Here is a 22450-nt window from a genome sequence, read left to right on the forward strand (position 1 = left end):
GGCCCACGACCGCTATGAACGAGTCCGCGCAGCCCCGGTCGGTCGTGGTCGGCGTCGACGGCTCGAAAGCGGCGCTGCGGGCGGCGTTGTGGGCCGTCGACGAGGCCGTCAGCCGCGATGCCACGCTGCGCCTGGTCGGTGCGGTCGAGCCGGGCGAGGTCCCGGACGCCACGGAAAGGGCGGAAAGGGTGGAAAGGGTGGAAAGGGCGGTCAACCACGCGATCACCGCCATCCAGGCCGCGGGCGCGCCGCCGAAAATGGAGACCCGGGTGACCGACGGGCCGGCGGCCCGCTCGCTGATCCGCGCCTCGGCGTCGGCGGCCCTGCTGTGTGTGGGTGCGGTCGGGTTGCGTCACTTCCAGCCGGGCCGGGTCGGTTCAACCGCCGCCGCGGTGGCCACGTCGGCGCACTGCCCCGTGGCGATCGTCCGGGCCCAGCAGCCCCGCCTGCCCAGCGGTCCCGCCGCGGCGATCGTGGTCGAACTCGGCGGGGCCGCCGAGAGCGAGGACGCGGAGATCGTGTTGGGCGCCGCCGTCGACGAGGCCCGGCTGCGCGACGCCGCCCTGCACGCGGTCGTGCGCGGCAGAGCGGACGACATCGCCGGCGCAGCGGGGCAGGGTGACCGCTCGGCGCTGGCCGACCTCGATCGCCGGCTGGCCCGGTGGACCCGGCGCTACCCGGACCTGCGGGTGGAATCGGCTGTGGCGCGGGGTGGCCTGCTGGACTACGTGGCCGGGCACCGGCCGGTGCAGCTGGCGATCGTCGGTTCCCGCAACCGGCAGCGCCTCGCCGAACTCGTCGGTCCGGCCGGCACCGCGGGACTGCAGGACGCGGGCTGCTCGCTGCTGGTGGTCAATCGGCGGCATCTGTGAGCCCTGCCGCCGGTCGCGATATGGGATATTGGGTCGGTAGTCGGTGGGTGACGCGCTCGCACGGCCGGCAGGAAGGACTCGCCATGGTTAAGGTTTTCCTGGTCGACGATCACGAAGTGGTCCGCCGCGGTCTTGCCGACCTGCTCGCCGCGGATCCCGAGCTGGAGATCGTCGGCGAAGCCGGATCGGTCTCGGAGGCCAAGGCCCGGATACCGGCGCTGCAGCCCGACGTCGCCGTGCTCGACGTGCGCCTGCCCGACGGCAACGGCATCGAGCTGTGCCGCGACCTGGTGTCGGATCACCCGGACCTGCGCTGCCTGATGCTGACGTCGTTCACCTCCGACGAAGCGATGCTCGAGGCGATCCTGGCCGGCGCCAGCGGTTACGTCGTCAAGGACATCAAGGGTATGGAGCTCGCTCACGCCATCAAGGAGGTGGGCGCCGGGAAGTCCCTGCTGGACAATCGGGCGGCGGCCGCGCTGATGGCCAAGCTGCGCGGCGCGTCGGAGCGCGAAGACCCGCTGTCCGGGTTGACCGAGCAGGAGCGGACGCTGCTCGGCCTGCTCAGCGAGGGGCTGACCAACAGGCAGATCGCCGCCCGGATGTTCCTCGCCGAGAAGACGGTGAAGAACTACGTGTCGCGGTTGCTGGCGAAACTGGGCATGGAGCGACGCACCCAGGCGGCGGTGTTCGCCTCGAAACTGGATCGGCGTTCGGGCGAGCCGCACGTACCGACGGAGACAGCGACCGATTGACCGGGGGTCCCCTGGCGCAATGCGGCTAAGCTGACAAAAGGCACTTCCGTACCGGACTGCGTTTCGTCGCTTGTTCCCGATGCGCGCTTCCGGATGACTGTGCTTGTCTGGAGGTATCGGGTCGGTGGCTGACGAAGAACGCAGCTCGGCATTTGCCGGGCTCGGTCAGCGCGGGCTGGTCAGCAGGATGCACCAGCAGCTCGACGAACTGCTGGTGGCGCGCGACCAGATGGAGCAACTGCTGCGGGTCATCGTCGAGATCGGTGCCGGCCTGGACCTGGACGCCACGCTGCGCCGCATCATCGCCGCGGCCCGGGAACTGACGTCGGCTCCCTACGGCGCCCTGGCCATCCGGGATCCCGACGGCAACCTGGTCTCGTTCGTCAACGAGGGGATCGACGCGGAGACGGCCGCGCGCATCGGCCACCTGCCGGTCGGAAAGGGCCTGCTCAGCCTGTCGCTGATGGACGCGCCCGCCCTGCGGATGGACGACCTGACCACGCACCCGGCCGCCGTCGGGTTCCCCGAGCACCACCCGCCCATGCGGGCCTTCCTTGCCGTGCCCATCACGATCCGGGGGAACCTGTTCGGCAACCTCTATCTCACCCACGACGACCCGGCGCGGTTGTTCTCCGAATCCGACGAGGTCGCCGCGCGTGCGCTCGCGTTCGGGGCCGCGGTCGCCATCGACAATGCGCAGGTGTTCGAACGCGAGCGCACGGCGGTCAAGTGGATGAAGGCCAGCCGCGAGATCACCACCGCGCTGCTGTCCAGCACCGAGCCGCACCGGCGCCCGCTGCAGCTGATCGCCGAAAGCGCGCGCGTCCTGACCGGCGCCGAGCAGGCGATCGTGCTCGTCCCGGCCGACGCTGACGTCCCCGACGACGAAGTGGACATGCTGGTGGTCTCCACGGCCGTGGGAATCCACGCCGCCGACGTGATCGGCCAGCAGGTCCCGGTGGACACCTCGACCTCCGGCGGCGTCTTCCGGACCGGCGCGCCGCTGATCACCGAGTCGCTGCGCTACCCGATCCAGGGGTTCAGCGACGTCGGGCAGCGCCCGGCGATCCTGATGCCGCTGCGCGCCCGCGACGAGGTGGTCGGCGTGATCGCGATCGCCCGCGGCGCCGACCAGCCACCCTTCGACGAGAGCTACCTGGACCTGGTCAGCGACTTCGCCACCCACGCCGCGATAGCGCTGGTGCTGGCGTCGGCCCGCGACGACGCGCGCCGGCTGACCATCCTGGCCGAGCGCGAGCGCATCGCCCACGACCTGCACGACCACGTCATCCAGCGGCTGTTCGCGGCCGGGATGGACCTGCAGGGCACGCTGGCCCGCGCGCGTTCCCCCGAGGTGGCCGAGCGGCTCAACCGCACGCTCGACGACCTGCAGACCATCATCGAGGAGATCCGGACGACGATCTTCCAGCTCAAATCCCCGGCGGGGAAGAACGGCGACTTCCGGCACCGCATCCAGCGGGTGATCGCCGACCTGACCGAGAACCGGGACGTCGTCACCACGGTGCGCATGCACGGGCCGATGACCGCGGTGGACGGCGAACTCGCCGACCACGCCGAAGCGGTCACCGCGGAGGCCATCAGCAATTCCCTGCGCCACTCCGGGGCGTCGCGCCTGACCGTGGAGGTCGGCGTCGGCGACATGTTCGTCCTCGACGTCGTCGACAACGGCTGCGGCATCCCGGCCGACAACCCGCGCAGCAGCGGCCTGTCCAACATGAAACGGCGCGCCGAGCAACTCGGCGGCGCCTGCGAGGTCACCAATCCGCCCGAGGGCGGCGCCCGGGTCCACTGGGTCGCCCCGCTGACCAGCTAGCGACCGAGGCCGAGCGCTGACCAATGGCGTCGGCATGGGGTCCAACGGCCCCTGTCTCACCGCGCCGCGCCGTAATAGCGTCAGGAACCGTGAGCGAGCACGCGGTGGAATCGGCGGCGACCGCCCGGTTGCTCGACGGGCGGGTCGTGGCGTTGCGCCGCCTGGGCCACGACGACGCCGCGGCCGTGCTGGCGCTGCACGAGCACCTCTCCGACCGGGACCGGTATTTCCGCTTCTTCACCCTGCAGCCGGCGCCGCTGCGCGAACTCGCCGGCAGGCTGACCGAGCCCGTCGGGGGAATCTACGCGGTGGGCGCGTTCGACGCCGGCCGGCTGATCGGGGTCGCGCACTACACCGTCGTCGACGACCCGGCGGTGGCCGAGATCGCGGTCGTGGTCGCCCACGAGGATCATTCCGTGGGCGTGGGAACGGCCCTGCTCAAGCATCTGGCCCCGATCGCGCGGTCCCGCGGCGTCGAGCGCTTCGCCGCCGACGTGCTCGGCGAGAACCATCTCATGCTCACGGTTTTCTTCGACCTCGGATGGCGTTGCGAGCCGAGCGGTTACGGATCGGTCCGCCATCTGGAGATCGAGTTGCCCCGGGATTGACAGCGAGGAGTTCGACATGGCGGACAAGTCAACGGAATTCGGCGTGCTGGTGTGCGTCGACGGGTCGGCGGCGTCCGATGCCGCCGTGGCCTGGGGGGTACGCGAGGCCGCCCTGCGCGGGCTGCCCGTCACCCTGTTCCACGCCGTGCAGCCCGTGGTCGTCGGCTGGCCGGTCGGCCAGCTGTACGCGGACATCCCCGAATGGCAGCAGGAAGAGGCGCAGCGCGTCCTCGAGCGGGCCCGCGCCGCGGTGACCGCCGGCCCGGGCGGCGCCGAGCCGCCCGAGATCCGCACGCAGCTGGTGTATTCCGGCGTGATTCCGGCCCTGGTCGAGGCCTCCGAGGGGGCGCGGATGGTCGTGGCCGGCAGCCAGGGGATGGGTGCGCTGGGACGACTGCTGCTGGGTTCGGTGACCGCGGGTCTGCTCCATTACGCGCACTGTCCGGTCGCGGTCATCCATTCCGATACCGCCCCCGATCCCGGGGCGCCCGTGTTGCTCGGGATCGACGGGTCGCCCGCATCGGAGGAGGCGACGGCGCTGGCCTTCGACGAGGCCTCCCGCCGCGGCGTCGGGCTGGTGGCGCTGCACGTCTGGAGCGACGTCGCGGTGTTCCCGATCCTCGGAATGGACTGGCACGAGCGGGAAGCCGAAGGCCAGGAGATCCTCGCCGAACGCCTGGCCGGCTGGCGGGAACGGTATCCCGACGTGGACGTCGAGCGAAAGTTGTTCTGCGACAAGCCCGCCCATTGGCTGCTGCAGGAATCCGAACGCGCCCAACTCGTCGTGCTCGGCAGCCGTGGGCGCGGGGGCTTCCCCGGCATGCTGCTGGGTTCGGTCAGCTCGGCGGTGGCACAGTCGGCGCGGGTCCCGGTGGTCGTCGTTCGCTGACGAGCCGCGTCGGCGAGGACGCTGTAGCACTCGTGCTACGCTGCGGTTGTGGCCAAACGGATCACGCAGCGCGAACTGCGCAACAACAGCGGCGAGGTCATGCGCCAGCTCGACCAGGGCGAGTCGTTCGTGGTCACCAGGAATGGAATCCCGGTCGGTGAGCTTTCGCCGGTGCGTCGGGCTCGATTCGTCAGCGCCGAGGCGGCGGTCGTTGCGTTCAGGAGCGCTCCGCGGATGGAGTTCGACCGTTTCCGCGCAGATCTCGATCGGGTCGTCAGCCAGGAGGTCGCGCCTCGTGGCTGAGGCTTCCCGTCCGTCGCAGGGGCTGATCGACACCTCGGTCGTGATCGGGCTGGATCACCTCGATGCCGGGCAGCTCCCCGCCGAACTCGCCATCAGCGCCCTTACCCTGGCCGAACTGGCCGCTGGTCCGCACGCAACGGCCGATGCGAATGAGCGAGCGCGACGCCAGGATCGCTTACAGCGGGCCGAAGCCACCTTCGATCCACTGCCATTCGACAGCGACGCGGCGAGGGCCTACGGACGTGTCTACGCCGCGGTCGCCGCGACGGGGCGCAAGGCTCGTGGGCCCCGAGCCGTCGATCTGCTGATCGCCGCCACCGCCGTGGCGATCGACCTCCCGCTCTACACGCGCAACGTCGCTGACTTCCGGGGGCTCGGACATCTCCTGACCATCGTCGGCGTCTGATTGCCCCGCCTCAGCGCACCACCAGCACCGAACACACGGTGTGGCCGTGCGCGCGCCCCGTCGGCCCGACGAGCCGGGCGACCTTGTCGGCGTCGGCGGCGCCCACGACGGCGAGCTGGACGGGTTCCTGGGTGCGGGCGAGGAACTCGGCGGCCCCCCGCCGCGCGGCGGCCGGCATGACGTGCACCTCGGGGTGCCGGGAGACCCAGGGGCCGAGCCGGTGTTCGAGCTGGCGGTAGGGGACCTCACCGAGACCCCAGCGCCACACGCCCATCGCCAGCACCGGCGCCCCGCGCAGCCGCGCCTCGCGGAACCCGTGTTCGAGCACCGCGTCGTTGCCGGGGGAGTCGTCGACGACGACGGCGACATACCCGGGGTCCGGCGCGGGGCCCGGTTCGGTGGCGTCGCGGTCGCACCGGATGATCGCCACCGGGCACTGCGCCCCGCGAGCCACGACGTCGGCGGTCGAGCCGAGGACCTTGCTGGCGATGCGCCCGATGCCCACCGACCCCACACACACCATCGCCGCGCCCCGCGACTCGTCGAGCAGGGCGCTTTCGGGCGATCCGTGCACGATGTCACATTCGACCTTCACCGGCTCGCCCAGCGCCTGCAACGCCGCGTCGGCGGCGCGCAGCGACGTTTCGGCGTATTCGACCTCCAGGCCGTCGTCGGCGGTGTCGCCGTCGGCCCGCCGGTCGGGAACGGCGTGCACGAGCCGCAGCGGGATGTTGCGCCCGACGGCCTCGGTGACCGCCCACCTGGCCGCGTTGATCGCCGCGTCCGAGCCGTCGATACCGACCACGATCCGCTGTGCCGGCTGGTTCATCGCGTCCTCCCGATCTGGTGGCGCCGGGGCGATTCCCCGGGCCGCCGATGCCTGACACTATGCGCCGGACTCCCCGTCCAGCAGGGCCGTTGGGCCCCCAATAGGCCGGCGATGGTCACCGGCGCCGGGCTCGGCCTCACTCGACTTCGAGCCGGTGTCCGGGCAGCAGGTGCTGCACGCGGCCGCGACATTCGACCAGGACCGGTCCGGCGTTCTTGGCCTCGGAGGTCAGCGCGCCCGCGCGTCCGCTGATCCGCAGGTGCAGACGCTGGCCGCGATACAGGAACGGGAACTCGATCGGACCCAACCGCTCCGGCCAGTGCGGGTTGAGTATCAGCCGGTCGTCGCGGGTTTCCAGTCCGGTGAAGCACCGTTGCAGCAGGTCGATGCTGCCGGCCATCGCGGCCAGGTGTATTCCCTCCGAGGTCGTGCCGCCCTGGATGTCGAGGACATCGGAACTCAGTACCTTTACGAAGTACCTCATGGCCCGGTGCCGTTTGGCGCGGGCCAGGACCCACGCGTGCACGATGGCGCTCAACGTCGACCCGTCCGAGGTGCGCGCCAGGTAGTAGTCCACCGTCTTGGGAATCTGCTCGGGCGCGAAGCGGTAGCCGAGCCGGCCGAACAGGCCCAGCAGCTCGTCGGACGACAGCAGGTAGAACAGCATCAGCGCGTCGGCCTGCTTGGACGCCTGGTAGTTGTTGACGCTGTCGCCCTCGGCCTCCAGGATGCGGTCGAGTCGCTGGATGTTTCCGTACCGCTGCCGGTAGTCGTCCCAATCCAGCTCAGCCAGTTCCGGATAGCCCTCGAACTGACTGATCACAATGCCGTCGTCCGTGTCGTGGAAGGGAACGAACATGCGCCGGGTCACGTGTTGCCAGCGCTCGAGTTCCTTGGCTCTCAGACCGACCTTTGCGACGAGGTCGAGCCGGTCGCGCAGCGTCAGCAGGTTCAGCGCGTCCATCGCCCGCAGGATCACCCAGACCGCCATCACGTTGGTGTAGGCATTGTTGTCTATCCCGTCGAATTCCTTGCCCGGATAACCGGAATGGAATTCGTCGGGGCCGATGACCCCCCGGATGGTGTAGCGGCCGCGGCTGTCGTCGAATTTCGCCAGACCGACCCAGAACCGCGCGATCTCGACCAGCATCTCGGCCCCGTAGTCGACGAGATACTGCCGGTCACCGGTCACCTGGTAGTGCTGCCACACGTTGTAGGCGATGGCCAAACCGACGTGATGGGCGCGCGCACTGGCGTCGGGAATCCACCGGCCCGACTGCGGATTGAGGTGCACCTCCTGGCTCACCTCACGCCCGTCGCTGCCCGACTGCCACGGAATCATCGCGCCGCGATAGCCGGCCCGCCGCGCCGCGCGGCGGGCTTCGGGAAGGCGTCGGTAGCGGTACTGCAGCAGGGACCGGGCGACGTTGGGCAGGCGCACGCTCAGCACCGGGGAGACGAACAGCGAGTCCCAGAAGACGTGCCCCCGGTAGGCCTCCCCGTGCAGCCCGCGGGCCGGCACTCCGGCGTCGAGTTCGGCGGTGTGCGGGGACAGGGTCTGCAGCAGGTGCACCAGATGCAGCCGCAGCACCCGCACCGCCACGACGTTGTCGGTCAGTCCGATGTTGCATTGCTCCCACAGCCGGGCCCACGCCCGGGCGTGCTGTTCGTGCAGCTCGGCGTATCGACCGGCCGCCTCGAGGTACTGGCGGGCGCTGGCGGCCGGCTCGGAGATGGCGGGATCCCGACCGGTGAAGACGGTCACGACCTTCTCGCACGTCAGCGACTGCCCCGCCGACAGCGCGACCCGGACGTCGTGACCACCGCGGTTTCCTTCGCGCACGGCCGTGTACTGCGCGTCGGCGAGGCCGTCCTCGCCCCAGACGGTGCTGCGCGCGGCCACCGCGATCGCGATCCGCGATTGCGAGGTTTCGGTGCGCAGTACCACCGAGCCGGAGCCGATCTCGTCGATCGCCGCCCCGCTCAGGTGGGTGCTCGACAACGACCGGTAGCGCTCGACCATGGTGTTGCCGACGGCTCCGTCCAGCAGTGACCGGAATTCCACTGTGCCCGACCAGTTCTCGGCGCCGAGTGTGGTCCGCATGGCGAGCAGGTGGGGTTCGTGCATGGAGGCGAACCGCTGCTGGGTCAGCGTGGATATCTGTCCCGCGTCGTCCCGGAATCGCAGCGTGCGCGTCAGCGTCGCGTGCCGCAGGTCGAAAGTCTGCCGGTAGGAGAGCACCTGGACGGCGTCGATGTGAAACCACTTGCTGCCGTTGATGCGGAAGGTCAGCGCCAGCCAGTTGGGCAGGTTGACCAGGCTTTCGTTCTCGATCGCACGGCCGGCGACCACGTCGCCCAGCTGGTTGTACACGCCGGCGGCGTAGGTGCCCGGATAGTGCGATTCGGACGCGGCCGCCTCCGGAGCGCAACCGCGGGTGGCGACGTAGCCGTTGCCGACGGTGCACAGCGCCTCGCGCAGTCGCTCGCTGCCGGGGTCGTAGCCCTCGTAGACGAGCTGCCACGGATCGTCGGCCTCGGTGGCGGCGTTCTGCCGCAGATCCGCTGCCAGCCGCCGCAGGAATTCGCAGACGGCCGAAGGGTTTTCGAGGCTGAACAGCGCCGCCGACGGGCGATCGCCGTCCTCTTCGTGGCGCACCACGATTCCCACGCCGTCGAATTGCACCGCGTCGAAGGCGTCCTCGTCGGTGATGTCGTCGCCGATGTAGATCGGCAACACAGCGTCTGGGCCGACGGCGCCGTCGATTCCGTCGCCGTGTCCGTCGATGCGTTGCAGGAGCCATTCCAGCGTCGCGCCCTTATTCCAGTCGATGTCCGGGCGTAGCTCGATGACCTTGCGGCCGGACGTGACCCGAAAACCTTCGGACCGGCCGAGTCGGCGAACCGCCGCGATGACCCGGTCGATGTCCGCGGGTTCGGCATTGCGGTAGTGGACCGCCACGGCAAAATGCTTGTGCTCGACCATGATCCCGGATACGTCACCGAGCGTCTCCACCAGCCGCTTGGCCGCGCCCGCCAGCGCGTCGACGACGCCGGCGGCGTCGGGGTTCTCGTGGTGGGTGCCGTCCGGTGCGGACAGCTCGAAGCCGTGGCTGCCCGCGTACCACAACCCGTCGACGCCGACGCGGCCGCGGACGTCCGCCAGGTCCCGGCCGCTGATCACCGCGACGGGGCACTGTGCGGTCAGCGCACGCAACGCGTCGGCGGCGCCGTCGACCGGTGTCGCCGCGTCCGGCCGGGCGACGATCTCGGACAGCGTGCCGTCGAAGTCGAGGAACACCGCGGGCCGGCGGGTCGCGACCAGTTCCTTGAGCTGGTTGTAGACCTGCAGCGCGTCGGCGATGGCGAGCATGTCCTTGCCGCCGCGCCGCACCGAGATCTCGGCGAGGTCGGCGACGACGGTGTCGGCGCCGGCTTCCAACAGTTCGTCGGCGTGGCCGTTGCGCTGCAGGCCGAGGACCAGGCCGAAGCCGCCGTCCCGGCCGGCCCGCACCCCGTCGGCGTCGCGCCCGATCACCACGCAGCGGAGGGGCCGGACGCCCAGGCGGCCGGCCATTTCGGTCAGTATCGCCCGCCGGTCCTTCCCGCCGAGGTCGTCGTCGATCAGAACGTCGACGAGTTCGGCGATGCCGGCGGCGCGCAGCGCCGGTGCGCACTCGCGGGTGGTCGAGCACACGGCGGTGGCGGCGCCGACTTCGCGCAGCCGGCGCAGCAGCGGCACGGTGGAATCGCAGACCTCCACCGCGCCGGCTCCATCCTCGGTGACCATGCAGTCGAGGTCGAAGATCACCGCGTCGTGGTAGCGCCGGTCGATGGTGGCGGGCCATTCGGTCACCCGTGTGACGATGCCACAGCGGGGACGCCGATCGAACCCGTGCGAGCCGATCGGGGCCCCTTGTCCACGCGGTTGAGGACTAAAGCCTCATGCCCGACGGCCGTTCCCGCCATAGCGTTTTCACTGACCGAGGGGAGTGCGATATGTCCGGACCCGCCAACCGATACGGGATCCTCGCCGGCGTCGACGGATCGCCCGCGTCCAACGCCGCCGTCTGCTGGGCGGTGCGTGAGGCGGCGCTGCGGCACGTCCCGCTGACCGTGGTGCACATGGTGAACGCCGCCGTGCCGATGTACCCGCAGTTCCCGCTGTCGTCGGGTGTGTCGGCCTGGGAGGAGGGGGAGGCCCGCCGGGTCCTCGAGCAGGCGGTCAAGATCGCCGGGGAAGCCGTGCCCGCCGACCGCAGTGTCGCCGTGTCCGGCGAGCTCAGGTGTTCGCCGCCGGTGCCGACGCTGGTGGACATGTCCGAAGACGCGGAGCTGCTCGTCGTGGGCAGCCACGGGCGCGGCACGGTGGCGCGGATGCTGCTGGGCTCGGTCAGCTCGAACGTGGTGCGCAGCGCGCACTGCCCGGTCGCGGTGGTCCGCGACGAGGACCCGCTGATGCCCCATCCCTGGCAGGCCCCGGTGCTGGTGGGCGTCGACGGTTCGCCGGCCTCGGAGCTCGCCGTGACGATCGCCTTCGACGAGGCGTCCCGGCGCGGCGTGGACCTGCAGGCGCTGCACGCGTGGAGCGACGTCCAGGTGTACGAACTGCCGGGGGTGGACTGGGCGGCGGTCAAGGAGGAGGCCGAGCTCAGCCTCGCCGAACGGCTGGCGGGCTGGCAGGAGCGCTACCCCGATGTCACGGTGCATCGGCTCGTCGAATGTGACCGTCCGGCAGAGCAGTTGATCGAGAAAGCGGAGGGCGCCCAGCTGGTCGTCGTGGGCAGCCACGGCCGGAGCGGGCTGACCGGCATGCTGCTGGGGTCGGTCAGCAACGCCGTCCTGCACTCGGTCCGCATGCCCGTGATCGTGGCGCGGCCGCGCTGAGGCCATGGTTACGGCGACCACTGCCGCTCCGGCGATGACGACCGCGGTGCCCCACGTCGAGGTGCGGGAGACCCACACGGGTGTGGTCGTGCTGGCCGGTGACCGCGCCTTCAAGGCCAAGAAGCCGGTGCTGACCGACTTTCTCGACTTCCGGACGCCGGAGCGGCGCGAGCGCGCCTGCGCCCGGGAAGTCGAGTTGAACAGCCGCCTGTCGCCGCAGAGTTATCTCGGCGTCGCCCACCTCAGCGACCCCGCCGGCGGGCCGGCGGAACCGGTCGTCGTCATGCGCCGCTACCGCGACGAGGACCGGCTGGCGTCACTGGTGGCCCGCGGCCCGGACGAGGCCGTCCGCGGCGTGCTGGACGCCGTCGCCGCGACCTTGGCCGGCTTCCACGCCCTTGCCGAGCGCGGCCCGCTGATCGACGCCCAGGGCGATGCCGGGGCGATCGGCCGGCGCTGGGCCGAGAACCTGACGGAACTCGACCGCTACGCGGGGGTGCCGGTTCCCGGTGTCGCGGCCGGGGAGGTGGCGCGGCTGCGGCACCTCGCCGAGGAATTCGTGGCGGGGCGGGGGCCCCTGTTCGCCGGCCGGGTGGCGGCGGGACGCATCGTCGACGGGCACGGCGACCTGCTCGCCGACGACATCTTCTACGCGGGCGGGCGGCCGGCGCTGCTGGACTGCCTCGAGTTCGACGACGAACTGCGCTACGTCGACCGCATCGACGACGCCGCCTTCCTCGCAATGGATCTGGAGTTCCTCGGCCGGGGCGACCTCGGGGACTACTTCCTGGACCGTTACGCCGCGCACGCGGCCGACACCGCGCCGGCGGCGCTGCGGGACTTCTACGTCGCCTACCGCGCCGTCGTCCGCGCGAAGGTCGAATGCCTGCGGTTCACCCAGGGCAAACCGGGGGCCGCCGACGACGCCGCCCGCCACCTGGACGTCGCGGGCCGGCACCTGCGGAGCGGCACCGTTCGCCTGGCGCTCGTCGGCGGCAACCCGGGCACCGGCAAGTCCACTCTGGCGCAAGGGCTTTCCGAAGCGTTCGGCGCCCAGGTGATCTCGACCGACGACGTCCGGCGCCAACTGCGCGAGGCCGACGTCATCGCCGGCGATTCCGGCGTCCTGGACACCGGGCTTTACAGCCCGGATAACGTCGCGACGGTCTACAACGTGGTCCTGCGGCGGGCCCGGGAGTCGCTGGACAACGGCCGGTCGGTGATCCTGGACGGCACCTGGCGCGACCCGCGGATGCGTGCGCACGCGTACCGCCTCGCCGACGAAACGCATTCGGCGATCGTCGAACTCATGTGCTCGTCGACGACCGGCCTGGCGGCCGACCGGATCACGACCCGGCGGCCGGGCAACTCGGAGGTGACCCCGGAGATCGCCGCGGCACTGGCCGCGCACGATGCCGGCTGGGACGACGCGCACCGCATCGACACGTCCCGCCCCGTCGAGCAGGTGCTGGAGCAGGCCCGCGGCATCTGGCAGCAGGCAACGCCCCGACGGCGCCCGGGGTGATGGCATGGGGGTGAAAGGGCCGGCGAAAGAACCTACGCCCGAGGCGATCCGCGACGCGGTGGCGCTCGCGTGTCGCGCACCGTCGCTGCACAACAGCCAGCCCTGGCGGTGGGTCTTCGAGGACGCGACCCTGCACCTGTGGGCCGATCCCCGGCAGTCGATGCCGGCGACCGACCGCACCGGCCGGGAGCTGATATTGAGCTGTGGCGCGGTACTCGATCACCTGCGGGTGGCCATGGCCGCCGCCGGCTGGGCCGCCGACACCGAACGGCTCCCCGAGCCGGGCGAGCCCGACCATCTCGCCGCGGTGCGGTTTCGCCCGATGGACACGGTCACCCGGGCGGACCGGTTGCGGGCGGACGCGATCCTGCGGCGCCGAACCGACCGGCTGCCGTTCGACCCGCCGCCCGGCTGGCCGGCCGTGCATGCCGCGCTGCGCCGCGCGGTGGCACCCTACGACGTGCTGCTGGACGTGGTGGCCGACGAGCAGCGCCCCCGGCTGGCCGAGGAGTCCGCGCTCGAGGAGACGCTGCGCCGTTACGACACCACCTATGTGTCCGAATTACGCTGGTGGACATCGCCGTTCGAATCGGATGCCACGCATGTTCCCGAAAGCGCGCTGGTGTCCGCTTCCGACGCCGACCGCGTCGACGTCGCCCGCTCCTTTCCGCCGGCGAGCGGGTCCGGGCGCCGCGCCGCGGTCGACCACGACCGCTCGAAGATCGTGGTGCTGTCCACCCCCCACGGCGACGACCGCTCCGAGGTGTTGCGCTGCGGCGAGGCGCTCTCGGCGGTGTTGCTCGAGTGCACCGTGGTCGGCCTGGCCACCTGCACGTTGACCCACCTGACCGAGGTGCCGGCGAGCCGCACCGTGATGGCGAAGATCGTCGGGACCGCGGGACAACCGCAGCTGCTGGTCCGCGTCGGGCGCTCACCGTCGGACGGCCGGCGCCCCGAACGCACCGAGCGGCGTCCGGTCACCGAGGTCCTCACGTTCGGGACCGCGAGAGAGGAGCGCCGATGACTCGGCACTGGCTGGTCATGGAGGCCCCCGGCGAAGGGTCCCGGTTCGTCGCCCGGCTGGCGGGGGCCGGTCGGCATCTGCCCGAAACCCACCTCACCACCGAAGAATTGATGGCGACCACCCGCCACCACACCCACATCGACCTGGAGCGGCTGACCGGGATCCGTGAACGCCGCGTCTCGGTCGGCGACGAGGATTCCTACACCCTGGCCACCGCGGCGGCGCGCAACGCGCTCGCCACCGCGGGGATGGACCCGGCCTCGCTCGACGTGGTGGTCAACTGCAGCATCACCAAGTTCCGCGGGGGCCTGACCCAATGGCTGGAGCCCTCGACGAGCAGCGCGGTGGCCCGCGGGATCGGGGCGCACCACGCGATGACGTTCGACGTGTCCAACGCCTGCGCCGGGATGCTCACCGGGGTCACCATCGTCAACAACTGGATCCGGCAGGGCATCGTCGAGCGCGCCCTCGTCGTCAGCGGCGAGTACATCTCCCAGCTCGGCCACAACGCGGCCCGGCACATCCGCAACATCATGAGCAAGGAACTCGCCTCGCTGACCCTCGGTGACGCCGGTGCCGCGCTGGTGCTGGAGCGGGCGCCCGCCGGCTCGGCCGGCATCAGCCTCGCCGGGTTCACCACGGTCGCCGACTACAGCAGGCTCTGTCTGGCCTACCCGCGCGGTCACGACCCGGGGGCGCGGATGTTCACCGACGCCCGCGCGATCCATCGGGCGGCCATGGACAACACCCCGGTGCTGCTGCAGGAAGTCCTTGACACGGCGGGGATCTCGATCCACGACATCGACCACGTGATCACCCATCAGACCTCGGCCCGGGCCATCCGCAAGGGGATGGCGCGGATGTCGGAGTCCTTCGGCGACGCGCCCCGCCACGACGCGGTGATCACCGTCGACCGCTACGGCAACACGGCGTCGACGACGCACACCGTGGCCCTGGTCGAGGAGCTGGAGGCCGGGCACATCGCGCCCGGCGAGACGATCGCGTTGATCGCGCTGGCCTCCGGACTGGAGATCGGGGTGGTCCTGCTGACCCTGGACGAGGAGGTGGTGAGCCGCTATGGGCACCACGATTGACCGCATCGACATCGCCCGTCCCCAGGGTGTGGGCGGGTGGCGGCACCGGCGCAGCGCCCTGCACCTGGCCGTCGCCGCGGCGAAGGACTGCCTGAAGGGGGCGGGCTGCGACCCGGCCGAGCTGGACCTGGTGGTCAACGCGGGGATCTACCGCGACCGCAACCTGGGCGAACCGGCGCTGGCGGCGCTGATCCAGGACGACATCGGGGCCAACCCCGAGGAGCCACACGCCGGCGGGCACGGCACGTTCTCCTTCGACATCGCCAACGGGGCCTGCGGAGTGCTCACCGCGCTGCAGATCGTCGACGGGTTCCTGCGGGCGCGCAGCATCCGCCACGCGATCGTCGTGGCCAGCGACGCCGACCCGGGTCACGGCCTCAGCGAGCACTTCCCGTTCTCGGCGGCCGGGGCGGCGGTGTTGTGCGGGTGGTCCGACGACGACTACGGCCTGGGCCGCGTGTCGTGGGTGAATTCGGCGGAGGATGACGGAACCTTCTCCGCGACGGTGGGTTTCGCCGACGCCCGCAACGTGCTCCGGTTCGGTCAGTCGGCCGGGATGGACGAGGAGTTCGCCACCGTCGCGGCCCGGGCGGCGCGCCGCTGCCTGGATGCCGAATCGGTGGAGCCGGCGGACGTCGACCTGATCGTCGCCGCCCCGCCGCGGCCCGGGTTTCGCGCCGCGCTGGGCGAGCGGCTCGGGTTTCCGGTGGAGCGCATCGCCGTCGCCGACGACGAGCGCATGCACACCGCCGCGTTGGCCGCCGCGTTCGAGGGGCAGGCCGGGCGGCTCGCGGCGGGCACGCGGGTCCTGTTCGTCGCCGCGGGCGCCGGGGTCACCGCCGGCGCCGCGCTCTACCGTCAGCCGCCGGGCACCGCGTGAGGACCCGCATCGGGCGGATCGCCGTGAGCACCGGCGGCGGTGACGCGCCGGGGCTCAACGCAGTGATCCACGCGGCCACCCTGGCCGCCCGCAACCGCGGCTGGGAGGTCGTCGGGATCCGCGACGGCTTCAATGGCCTGCTGGCCCCGGACGACTACCCCGACGGCGGGCTGATCGAGCTGTCCCGTGACCGGGTCCGCGGCATCATCCACCAGGGCGGCACGATCATCGGCACCACCAATCGCGGGAACCCGACCGCCTATCCGGTGCAACAGGGCGGCGCCTGGGTCGAGGTGGACCGCACGCCGGAGTTGCTCGGGCGCTTCAAGGAGCACCGGATCGACGCGTTGATCACCGTCGGCGGCGACGGCACGATGGCGATCGGCCACCACCTGCACGAGGCCGGGCTGCGCCTGGTCGGCGTGCCCAAGACCATCGACAACGACCTGGACAAGACGACGACGACATTCGGCTTCGACTCCGCCGTGGACTTCGCGTCGCAGTGCATCGACCGGCTGTTCACCACCGCCACCTCGCATGGCCGAATCATCGTGGTGGAGGTGATGGGCCGCTACGCGGGATGGATCGCGCTGAACGCCGGCATGGCGTCGGGGGTGCACGCGATCCTCATCCCCGAGATCCCGTTCAGTCTCGAACCGGTTGCGGCGTTGATCGCCGACCGCGAGCGGCACGGCGCGAAGTTCTCCATCGTCTGCGTCGCCGAGGGCGCCCGGCCGCTCGGCGGGGAGGTGTCGATCCTGGGCAAGTCGCTGGGGCAGGCCGAACGGCTCGGCGGCATCGGCACCAAAGTGGCTGCCGAACTGCAGCGGATGACCGGGCGGGAAGCGCGGACGGTCGTGCTCGGCCACCTGCTGCGGGGCGGATCGCCCACCTCGTTCGACCGCCTGCTCGGCCTGCGTTTCGGGGCGGCCGCCGTGCGTGCCCTCGAGGAAGGCCAGCGCGGCGTGATGGTGGCGCTCAACCCCCCGACGGTCGACTACGTGCCGATCGCCGAGGCCACCCGCCGGCAGAAGAGGGTCCCGCTCGACTGCGACTCGCTGCTGACCGCCCGCGACATGGGGATCAACTTCGGCGACGAGATGCCCACGCACAGCACGATCGGCGAATAGCGCTCACGCCGCGCCAGTGTCTTCATCCTCGTCGTCTTCGTCGTCTTCGTGGCGCAGGAGTTTTTCGGGGTGCCAGTAGGTGTTGGTGCGGGGTTGGCCGCGCTCGAGGTGTTTGGGTGGGATCCATTCGGTGTCGCCTTTGCTGTTTTTGCGGGTGGTCCAGCCTTTTTCGGTGATGGGGTGGTGGCCGCCGCAGGCGAAGGTGAGGTCGTCGATGTCGGTGCGGCGGGTGTGGGCGTAGGGGGTGACGTGGTGGACTTCGCTGTAGTAGCCGCCCACGGTGCAGCCCGGTGCGCTGCAGCCGCGGTCTTTGGCGTAGAGCACGATTCGCTGCGCGGATGAGGCCAACCGCTTGGTGTGGTAGAGGGCCAGGGCCTTGCCCTTGTCGAAGATCGCCAGGTAGTGACGGGCGTGGCGGGCCAGGCGGATCACGTCGCTCATCGGCAGCAGGGTGCCCCCGCCGGTCAGGGCGCATCCGGCGGCGGCTTCGAGTTCGGCCAGGGTGGTGGTGACGATGATCGAGGCGGGCAGCCCGTTGTGCTTGCCTAATTCCCCGGAGGCCAGCATCGCGCGCAGCGCGGCGAGCAGGCCGTCGTGTTGGCGTTGGGCGGGGCCGCGAGTGTCTTTATCGATGGCGTCCTGGGTGGGGATGCCGTCCACGCGGGGCTGCTCGTCGAGGTTGTTGCACATGCCGGGGGCGGCGAGTTTGGCCCACGCCGCTTCGAGGGTGGCGCGCAGTTCGGGGGTGATCCAGCCGCTCAGGTGCGACATCTTGTCGGGGCCCTGGGCGCCCAGGATCAGCCCGCGCCGGCGTGCCCGGTCGTCGTCGGTGTAGTTGCCGTCGGGGTTGAGGGCGTTGTCGAGCTTGTCGGCCAGTGTGGCCAGGTCTTCGGGTCGGCGGTGGCTGCCCAGTTCGGCCAGGTCGGCTTCGGCGCGTTCGCGGGTGGGTTGGTCGACCCAGCCGGGCAGCTGGTGGCAGAAGCGGCGGATGACGGTGACGTGCTCGGAACCGAGCGTGCCCTGGCGCTGACGCAAAGCGGTCTGGGCCAGCACCGGGGGTAGGGGTTCCCCCGTCAGCCCGTGGCGCTCGCCCAGATCGGCGGCTTCGCGCACCCGGCGGTTGGCTGCAGCGCGCGAGATCAGGGTGGCCTCGGCGAGGGCGTGGGAGAGTTTGCCGCCCAACTCCTCCGGGGTGGCTTGGTGGGCCAGGGTGTTGATCACCGCATGCTCGAGGGCGGGCAGGCGCCGGCGCACCTTTTCCACCCGGCCCAGCCAGGCCAGCAGCTCCGGGGTGGTCAACGCATCGCAGTCGAACCCCAGCAGCGTGTCCACACTGGCGTCGAGCGCGTCGAACGCCGCACCCAACGCCTCCCGGTCAACACTCACACCGCGAAACTATCGGCACCCACCGACAAGAAACCCCGGAATGCGACCACAGAAGCCTCCGGCGGCGCCGAGCCTATTGCGTCCGCGCGAACTCGGTCTCCAGCGCGAGGATCTGGCGCGTCGTCTTCACCACCACATCGGGGTTCAGGCTGATCGAGTCGATGCCCAGGCGCACCAGGAACTCGGCCATGTCCGGGTAGTCCGACGGCGCCTGCCCGCACAGCCCCGAGTGAATCCCGTTGCGGCGGCAGCCTTCCACGGCCAGGCGGATCATCTCCTTGACGCCGTCGTCGCGCTCGTCGTAGTCGAACGCCACGATCTCGCTGTCCCGGTCGACGCCGAGGGTGAGCTGGGTCAGATCGTTGGAGCCGATGGAGAAGCCGTCGAAGCGCTTGGCGAACTCGTCGAGCAGGATGACGTTGTTGGGGATCTCGCACATCGCATACACTTGCAGCCCGTTGTCGCCGCGCCGCAGGCCGTGTTCGGCCATCGTGGCCAGTACCAGGTCCGCCTCGGCGACCCGGCGCACGAACGGCAGCATGATGACGACGTTCGTCAGGCCCATGTCGTCGCGGACGCGTTGCATGGCGCGGCATTCCAGCGCGAAGCCCTCGGCGTAGGCCGGGTGGGCATAGCGCGAGGCGCCGCGGAAGCCGATCATCGGGTTGGCCTCGGTCGGTTCGAAGCCGCGGCCACCGATCAGGCTGGCGTACTCGTTGGTCTTGAAGTCCGACATCCGCACCACCACGGGCTTGGGCCAGAACGCGGCCGCGATCGTGCCGATGCCCTCGGAGAGGCGCTGCACGAAGAACTCCGCGCCGTCGGCGTAGCCGTAGGTGAGCCGCTCGATCGTGCGGCGCGCCGCGGCGTTGTCGACCTTGTCGGGATGCAGCAGGGCCAGCGGGTGCACCTTGATGTACTCGCCGACGATGAACTCCATGCGCGCCAGTCCCACACCGTCGTTCGGCAGGAACGACGTCTTGAAGGCCAGGTCGGGATTGCCCAGGTTGACCATGATCTGGGTGCGCGGCCGCGGCAGGCCGGCCACCTCGGTGCGCTCCACGTGGAAGCCCACCTCGCCGCGGTACACCCGCCCGGTGTCGCCCTCGACGCACGACACCGTCACGACCTCGCCGTCGGGCACGCTCGTGGTGGCGTCGCCGGCGCCGACCACGGCCGGGATGCCGAGCTCGCGCGCGATGATCGCCGCGTGGCAGGTCCGCCCGCCGCGGTTGGTGACGATCGCGGCGGCGATCTTCATGACCGGCTCCCAGTCCGGTGTGGTGATGTCGGCGACCAGTACATCGCCGGGCCGGAAGTCCGACATGCGCCCGGGGTTATCCATCGGTTTCGCCACGCCGGAGGCGACCTTCTCGCCGACCGAGCGGCCCTCGGTGAGTATCTCGCCCTTACCCTCGAGCACATAGGTCTCCACCGTGGTGGAACTGCGCTGGGAGGCCGCCGTTTCGGGACGCGCCTGCACGATGTAGAGCTTGCCGTCGAGACCGTCTTTGGCCCACTCGATGTCCATCGGGCGCCCGTAGTGCTGCTCGATCGCGCACGCGTAACCGGCCAGCTCGAGGACGTCGTCGTCGGTGATGCAGAACCGGGCGCGGTCGGCCTTCGGGGTGGGGATGTTGCGGGTCGTGTGCTTGGTCCCGCCCTCGACGAAGATCATCTTCACCGCCTTGTCCCCGATCAGGCGGCGCAGCACGGCGCGGTGCCCGGCCTGGTAGGTCGGCTTGTGGACGTAGAACTCGTCGGGGTCGACCGCGCCCTGGACGACGTTCTCACCCAGGCCGTAGGCGCCGGTCACGAACACGACGTCGGTGAAACCGGACTCGGTGTCGAGGGTGAACATCACCCCCGAGGCGGCGAGGTCGGAGCGCACCATCTTCATCACGCCGATCGACAGATAGACCTTGAAGTGGTCGAAGCCCTGGTCGATGCGGTAGTGGATGGCCCGGTCGGTGAACAGGCTGGCGAAACAGCGGCGGCACGCGTCCAGCAGGCTTTCGGGGCCCGTGATGTTGAGGAAGGTCTCCTGCTGGCCGGCGAAACTCGCCGTCGGCAGGTCCTCGGCGGTGGCCGAGCTGCGCACGGCGAGGCTGACGTCGTCGCCGTACTCGTCCTGCAGCGTGCGGTAGGCGTCCAGGATCTCGTCGGCCAGGTCGGCGGGGAGGCCGGCGCCGTAGACGATCTCGCGGGCGCGTTTGCCCTTGCGCGCCAGCGCGGTGACGTCCGCGGGGTCGAGATCGTCGAGCTCGGCGTGCAGCGCGTCCCAGGCGTCGGCGCGGTCCAGCATGTGCTTGTAGGCCTCGGCGGTGATGGCGAACCCGTGCGGCACCCGGACGCCCTGTTGCGAGAGCTTCTGGAACATCTCGCCGAGCGAGGCGTTCTTGCCGCCCACGAGCGGCACGTCGGCGATGCCGAACTCCTCGAAGAAGCGTATGTAGGTGAACCCGGTCATGATCTGTTCCTTCGCGTCGTTGCCCAGTCGCCGCGAAACCGCTTGGGCGTCACCTGATGACGATATGGCCGCGCGGGCGGCGGTACAGCTTGCGTTTGGCACCGAAGCTGAGGACTTCCGGCCCTGATCGGGGGGCGGTGTGGCGGTGGACAGTGGCGGGATGGAGCATCTGACCGCCTTGGACGCCGCCTTCCTGGAGGTCGAGGACGCCGATCCGCACGTGAGCCTGGCGGTGGGCGGGGTGTCGGTCGTCGAGGGGCCCGCTCCGCGCTACGACGAGTTCGTCGCGGCCTTCACGCGGCGGGCGGCGACGATCCCGCGCTGCAGGCAGGTGTTGCGGACCCACCCGCTCGATCTGCGGCCACCGGAGTGGGTGGACGACCCGCACTTCGACCTGTCGCGCCACCTGCACCGCGCCGCGCTGCCGCACCCCGGCGGCGACGCCGAGCTCTTCGAGATGATCGCCGCCCTGATGGAGCGCCGGCTCGACCGCGAGCGCCCGCTGTGGGATTGCTGGATCATCGAGGGGCTCAGCGACGACCGGTGGGCGGTGCTGACCAAACTGCACCACTGCATCGCCGACGGCATCGCGACCACGCAGATGATGGCGAGGTTCAGCGACGACGACGCTGGCACCTTCGCCACCGACATCCTCGGCTCCAAGGGGCAAGCGCCCCCGGGCGTGAACCTGGCGCGGATGAATTTGAACCCGCTGAGCTGGGTGCGCGAGATCGGGCGGGGCGCCCTGGCGGCCGAGCACGCCGCCGTCGGTGCGGCCGAGTTGACGGCCGGACTGCTGCGCCCGGCCCGGCCGTCGTCGCTGAACGGGCCGCTCACGACGATGCGGCGCTACAGCGCGGCCCGGGTCCGGCTGGCCGACCTGCAGAAGGTGTCCCAGGCATTCGGCGTGACGCTCAACGACGTCGCGCTGGCGGCGATCACGAACAGCTATCGCAGCATCCTGCTGGAGCGGGGCGAACGCCCCGGCCACGATTCGTTGCGCACCCTGGTTCCGGTGTCGGTCCGCACGGCCGACCACTTCGCGGCCACCGACAACCGGGTCTCGGCGATGCTGCCGTTGTTGCCGGTCGACGAGCCGGACCCGATGCGCCAGCTGCGGTTGGTGCACGAACGCCTCGGCCGGGCCAAGGCCAGCGGTCAGAGCGACGGCGGCAGCGCGGCGGTGGCGATGGCCGGCAACGCGCCGTTCGCCCTCTCGGCGTGGGCGATCCGCCTGCTGGCGCGGTTGCCGCAACGCGCCGTCGTCGGCCTGGCGACCAACGTCCCCGGCCCGCGCAGTCGGCAGCGGCTGCTGGGCCGGCGGGTGCTCGAGATCCTGCCCGTCCCGCCGATCGCCCTGCAGGTGCGCACCGGCGTCGCGATGGTCAGCTACGCCGACGCGTTCGTCTTCGGCATCACCGCCGACTACGACGCCGCATACGACATCGAGGTGCTCGCCGCGGGAATCGAGGACGGGGTGGCCCAACTGGTGGCGGCGAGCCGCGCGCGGGGCCGCAAGCGCGCCCCGGCGCCGGCGGGCTAACCTCGATTTTTCGCG

18 protein-coding genes are annotated in these 22450 nt (G+C 70.9%); 14 read left to right on the top strand and 4 right to left on the bottom strand.

Features of this window, described 5'->3' with window-relative positions; genetic code table 11:
* Positions 1-14 precede the first annotated feature (14 nt).
* From ACJ512_RS07140 to ACJ512_RS07170, 7 genes are all read left to right on the top strand, one after another.
* Positions 15-872 carry a universal stress protein gene (locus ACJ512_RS07140; RefSeq protein ID WP_407686864.1) on the top strand — a complete coding sequence of 286 codons (858 nt, stop codon included), beginning with the start codon at positions 15-17 and terminating at the stop codon, positions 870-872.
* Positions 873-955: 83 nt separating this feature from the next.
* A complete protein-coding gene (gene dosR, locus ACJ512_RS07145; protein ID WP_407686865.1) occupies positions 956-1627 on the top strand; it encodes a hypoxia response regulator transcription factor DosR/DevR in 672 nt (223 codons plus the stop codon).
* A gap of 187 nt (positions 1628-1814) precedes the next feature.
* On the top strand, positions 1815-3461 hold the full coding sequence (locus ACJ512_RS07150) for a sensor histidine kinase (RefSeq protein WP_407686879.1): 1647 nt from the start codon (positions 1815-1817) through the stop codon (positions 3459-3461).
* Positions 3462-3550: 89 nt separating this feature from the next.
* Positions 3551-4069 carry a GNAT family N-acetyltransferase gene (locus ACJ512_RS07155; RefSeq protein WP_407686866.1) on the top strand — a complete coding sequence of 173 codons (519 nt, stop codon included), beginning with the start codon at positions 3551-3553 and terminating at the stop codon, positions 4067-4069.
* Positions 4070-4085: 16 nt separating this feature from the next.
* The gene (locus tag ACJ512_RS07160) at positions 4086-4958 is read left to right on the top strand and encodes a universal stress protein (RefSeq protein ID WP_407686867.1); all 873 of its coding nucleotides are present in this window, start codon (positions 4086-4088) and stop codon (positions 4956-4958) included.
* A gap of 48 nt (positions 4959-5006) precedes the next feature.
* Positions 5007-5261: a type II toxin-antitoxin system Phd/YefM family antitoxin gene (locus ACJ512_RS07165; protein WP_407686868.1), complete on the top strand. Its 255-nt coding sequence runs from the start codon at positions 5007-5009 to the stop codon at positions 5259-5261.
* The gene (locus tag ACJ512_RS07170) at positions 5254-5667 is read left to right on the top strand and encodes a type II toxin-antitoxin system VapC family toxin (RefSeq protein WP_407686869.1); all 414 of its coding nucleotides are present in this window, start codon (positions 5254-5256) and stop codon (positions 5665-5667) included. Before ACJ512_RS07165 ends, ACJ512_RS07170 begins: the two co-directional genes overlap by 8 nt.
* A 10-nt stretch (positions 5668-5677) precedes the next feature.
* On the opposite strand, the gene ACJ512_RS07175 is transcribed toward ACJ512_RS07170, so the two are convergent.
* Together ACJ512_RS07175 and otsB are read right to left on the bottom strand one after the other, a co-directional pair.
* Positions 5678-6496, bottom strand: a complete 819-nt coding sequence (locus ACJ512_RS07175; protein ID WP_407686870.1) for a universal stress protein — start codon at positions 6494-6496, stop codon at positions 5678-5680.
* Between the two features lie 136 nt (positions 6497-6632).
* Entirely contained in the window at positions 6633-10286 is a 3654-nt protein-coding gene (gene otsB / locus ACJ512_RS07180) for a trehalose-phosphatase (protein ID WP_407686880.1), read from the bottom strand.
* Between the two features lie 209 nt (positions 10287-10495).
* On the opposite strand from otsB, the gene ACJ512_RS07185 reads away from it, so the two are divergent.
* The 6 genes from ACJ512_RS07185 to ACJ512_RS07210 are packed head-to-tail and all read left to right on the top strand — an operon-like array spanning position 10496 to position 17036.
* Complete coding sequence (locus ACJ512_RS07185) at positions 10496-11383, top strand: universal stress protein (RefSeq protein WP_407686871.1); 888 nt, start codon at positions 10496-10498, stop codon at positions 11381-11383.
* 34 nt (positions 11384-11417) lie between these two features.
* A complete protein-coding gene (locus ACJ512_RS07190; protein WP_407686872.1) occupies positions 11418-12908 on the top strand; it encodes a bifunctional aminoglycoside phosphotransferase/ATP-binding protein in 1491 nt (496 codons plus the stop codon).
* A gap of 4 nt (positions 12909-12912) precedes the next feature.
* Positions 12913-13932, top strand: coding sequence for an Acg family FMN-binding oxidoreductase (locus tag ACJ512_RS07195; RefSeq protein ID WP_407686873.1), 1020 nt, complete (start codon positions 12913-12915; stop codon positions 13930-13932).
* Positions 13929-15026 carry a 3-oxoacyl-ACP synthase III family protein gene (locus ACJ512_RS07200; protein WP_407686874.1) on the top strand — a complete coding sequence of 366 codons (1098 nt, stop codon included), beginning with the start codon at positions 13929-13931 and terminating at the stop codon, positions 15024-15026. Before ACJ512_RS07195 ends, ACJ512_RS07200 begins: the two co-directional genes overlap by 4 nt.
* Positions 15010-15906 (top strand): 3-oxoacyl-[acyl-carrier-protein] synthase III C-terminal domain-containing protein, encoded by an 897-nt coding sequence (locus ACJ512_RS07205; RefSeq protein ID WP_407686875.1) that lies wholly within the window; start codon positions 15010-15012, stop codon positions 15904-15906. The genes ACJ512_RS07200 and ACJ512_RS07205 overlap by 17 nt, the downstream gene beginning before the upstream one ends.
* Positions 15903-17036, top strand: coding sequence for a 6-phosphofructokinase (locus tag ACJ512_RS07210; RefSeq protein ID WP_407686876.1), 1134 nt, complete (start codon positions 15903-15905; stop codon positions 17034-17036). The genes ACJ512_RS07205 and ACJ512_RS07210 overlap by 4 nt, the downstream gene beginning before the upstream one ends.
* Before the next feature lie 3 nt (positions 17037-17039).
* Here ACJ512_RS07210 and ACJ512_RS07215 read toward each other — a convergent pair whose 3' ends face one another.
* Both ACJ512_RS07215 and ppsA read right to left on the bottom strand, forming a co-directional pair.
* A complete protein-coding gene (locus ACJ512_RS07215) occupies positions 17040-18422 on the bottom strand; it encodes an HNH endonuclease signature motif containing protein (protein WP_461480015.1) in 1383 nt (460 codons plus the stop codon).
* Between the two features lie 73 nt (positions 18423-18495).
* Complete coding sequence (gene ppsA, locus ACJ512_RS07220; protein ID WP_407689691.1) at positions 18496-20892, bottom strand: phosphoenolpyruvate synthase; 2397 nt, start codon at positions 20890-20892, stop codon at positions 18496-18498.
* A gap of 160 nt (positions 20893-21052) precedes the next feature.
* Between ppsA and ACJ512_RS07225 the strand changes: the two genes are divergently transcribed.
* Positions 21053-22435 (top strand): WS/DGAT/MGAT family O-acyltransferase, encoded by a 1383-nt coding sequence (locus tag ACJ512_RS07225; RefSeq protein WP_407689690.1) that lies wholly within the window; start codon positions 21053-21055, stop codon positions 22433-22435.
* The last annotated feature ends 15 nt before the right edge of the window (positions 22436-22450 follow it).

The organism is Mycobacterium cajalii (assembly GCF_045809005.2).
Lineage (GTDB): Bacteria > Actinomycetota > Actinomycetes > Mycobacteriales > Mycobacteriaceae > Mycobacterium.

What these genes read in the sequence shown, in the direction of transcription:
- ACJ512_RS07160 (WP_407686867.1), top strand. Translation starts at nt 4,086, where the DNA reads ATGGCGGACAAGTCAACGGAATTCGGCGTGCTGGTGTGCGTCGACGGG.
- ACJ512_RS07225 (WP_407689690.1), top strand. Translation starts at nt 21,053, where the DNA reads ATGGAGCATCTGACCGCCTTGGACGCCGCCTTCCTGGAGGTCGAGGAC.
- otsB (WP_407686880.1), bottom strand. Translation starts at nt 10,286, where the DNA reads ATGGTCACCGAGGATGGAGCCGGCGCGGTGGAGGTCTGCGATTCCACC.
- ACJ512_RS07175 (WP_407686870.1), bottom strand. Translation starts at nt 6,496, where the DNA reads ATGAACCAGCCGGCACAGCGGATCGTGGTCGGTATCGACGGCTCGGAC.
- ACJ512_RS07195 (WP_407686873.1), top strand. Translation starts at nt 12,913, where the DNA reads ATGGGGGTGAAAGGGCCGGCGAAAGAACCTACGCCCGAGGCGATCCGC.
- ACJ512_RS07150 (WP_407686879.1), top strand. Translation starts at nt 1,815, where the DNA reads ATGCACCAGCAGCTCGACGAACTGCTGGTGGCGCGCGACCAGATGGAG.
- ACJ512_RS07185 (WP_407686871.1), top strand. Translation starts at nt 10,496, where the DNA reads ATGTCCGGACCCGCCAACCGATACGGGATCCTCGCCGGCGTCGACGGA.
- ACJ512_RS07200 (WP_407686874.1), top strand. Translation starts at nt 13,929, where the DNA reads ATGACTCGGCACTGGCTGGTCATGGAGGCCCCCGGCGAAGGGTCCCGG.
- ACJ512_RS07190 (WP_407686872.1), top strand. Translation starts at nt 11,418, where the DNA reads ATGACGACCGCGGTGCCCCACGTCGAGGTGCGGGAGACCCACACGGGT.
- ACJ512_RS07140 (WP_407686864.1), top strand. Translation starts at nt 15, where the DNA reads ATGAACGAGTCCGCGCAGCCCCGGTCGGTCGTGGTCGGCGTCGACGGC.
- ppsA (WP_407689691.1), bottom strand. Translation starts at nt 20,892, where the DNA reads ATGACCGGGTTCACCTACATACGCTTCTTCGAGGAGTTCGGCATCGCC.
- ACJ512_RS07205 (WP_407686875.1), top strand. Translation starts at nt 15,010, where the DNA reads ATGGGCACCACGATTGACCGCATCGACATCGCCCGTCCCCAGGGTGTG.
- dosR (WP_407686865.1), top strand. Translation starts at nt 956, where the DNA reads ATGGTTAAGGTTTTCCTGGTCGACGATCACGAAGTGGTCCGCCGCGGT.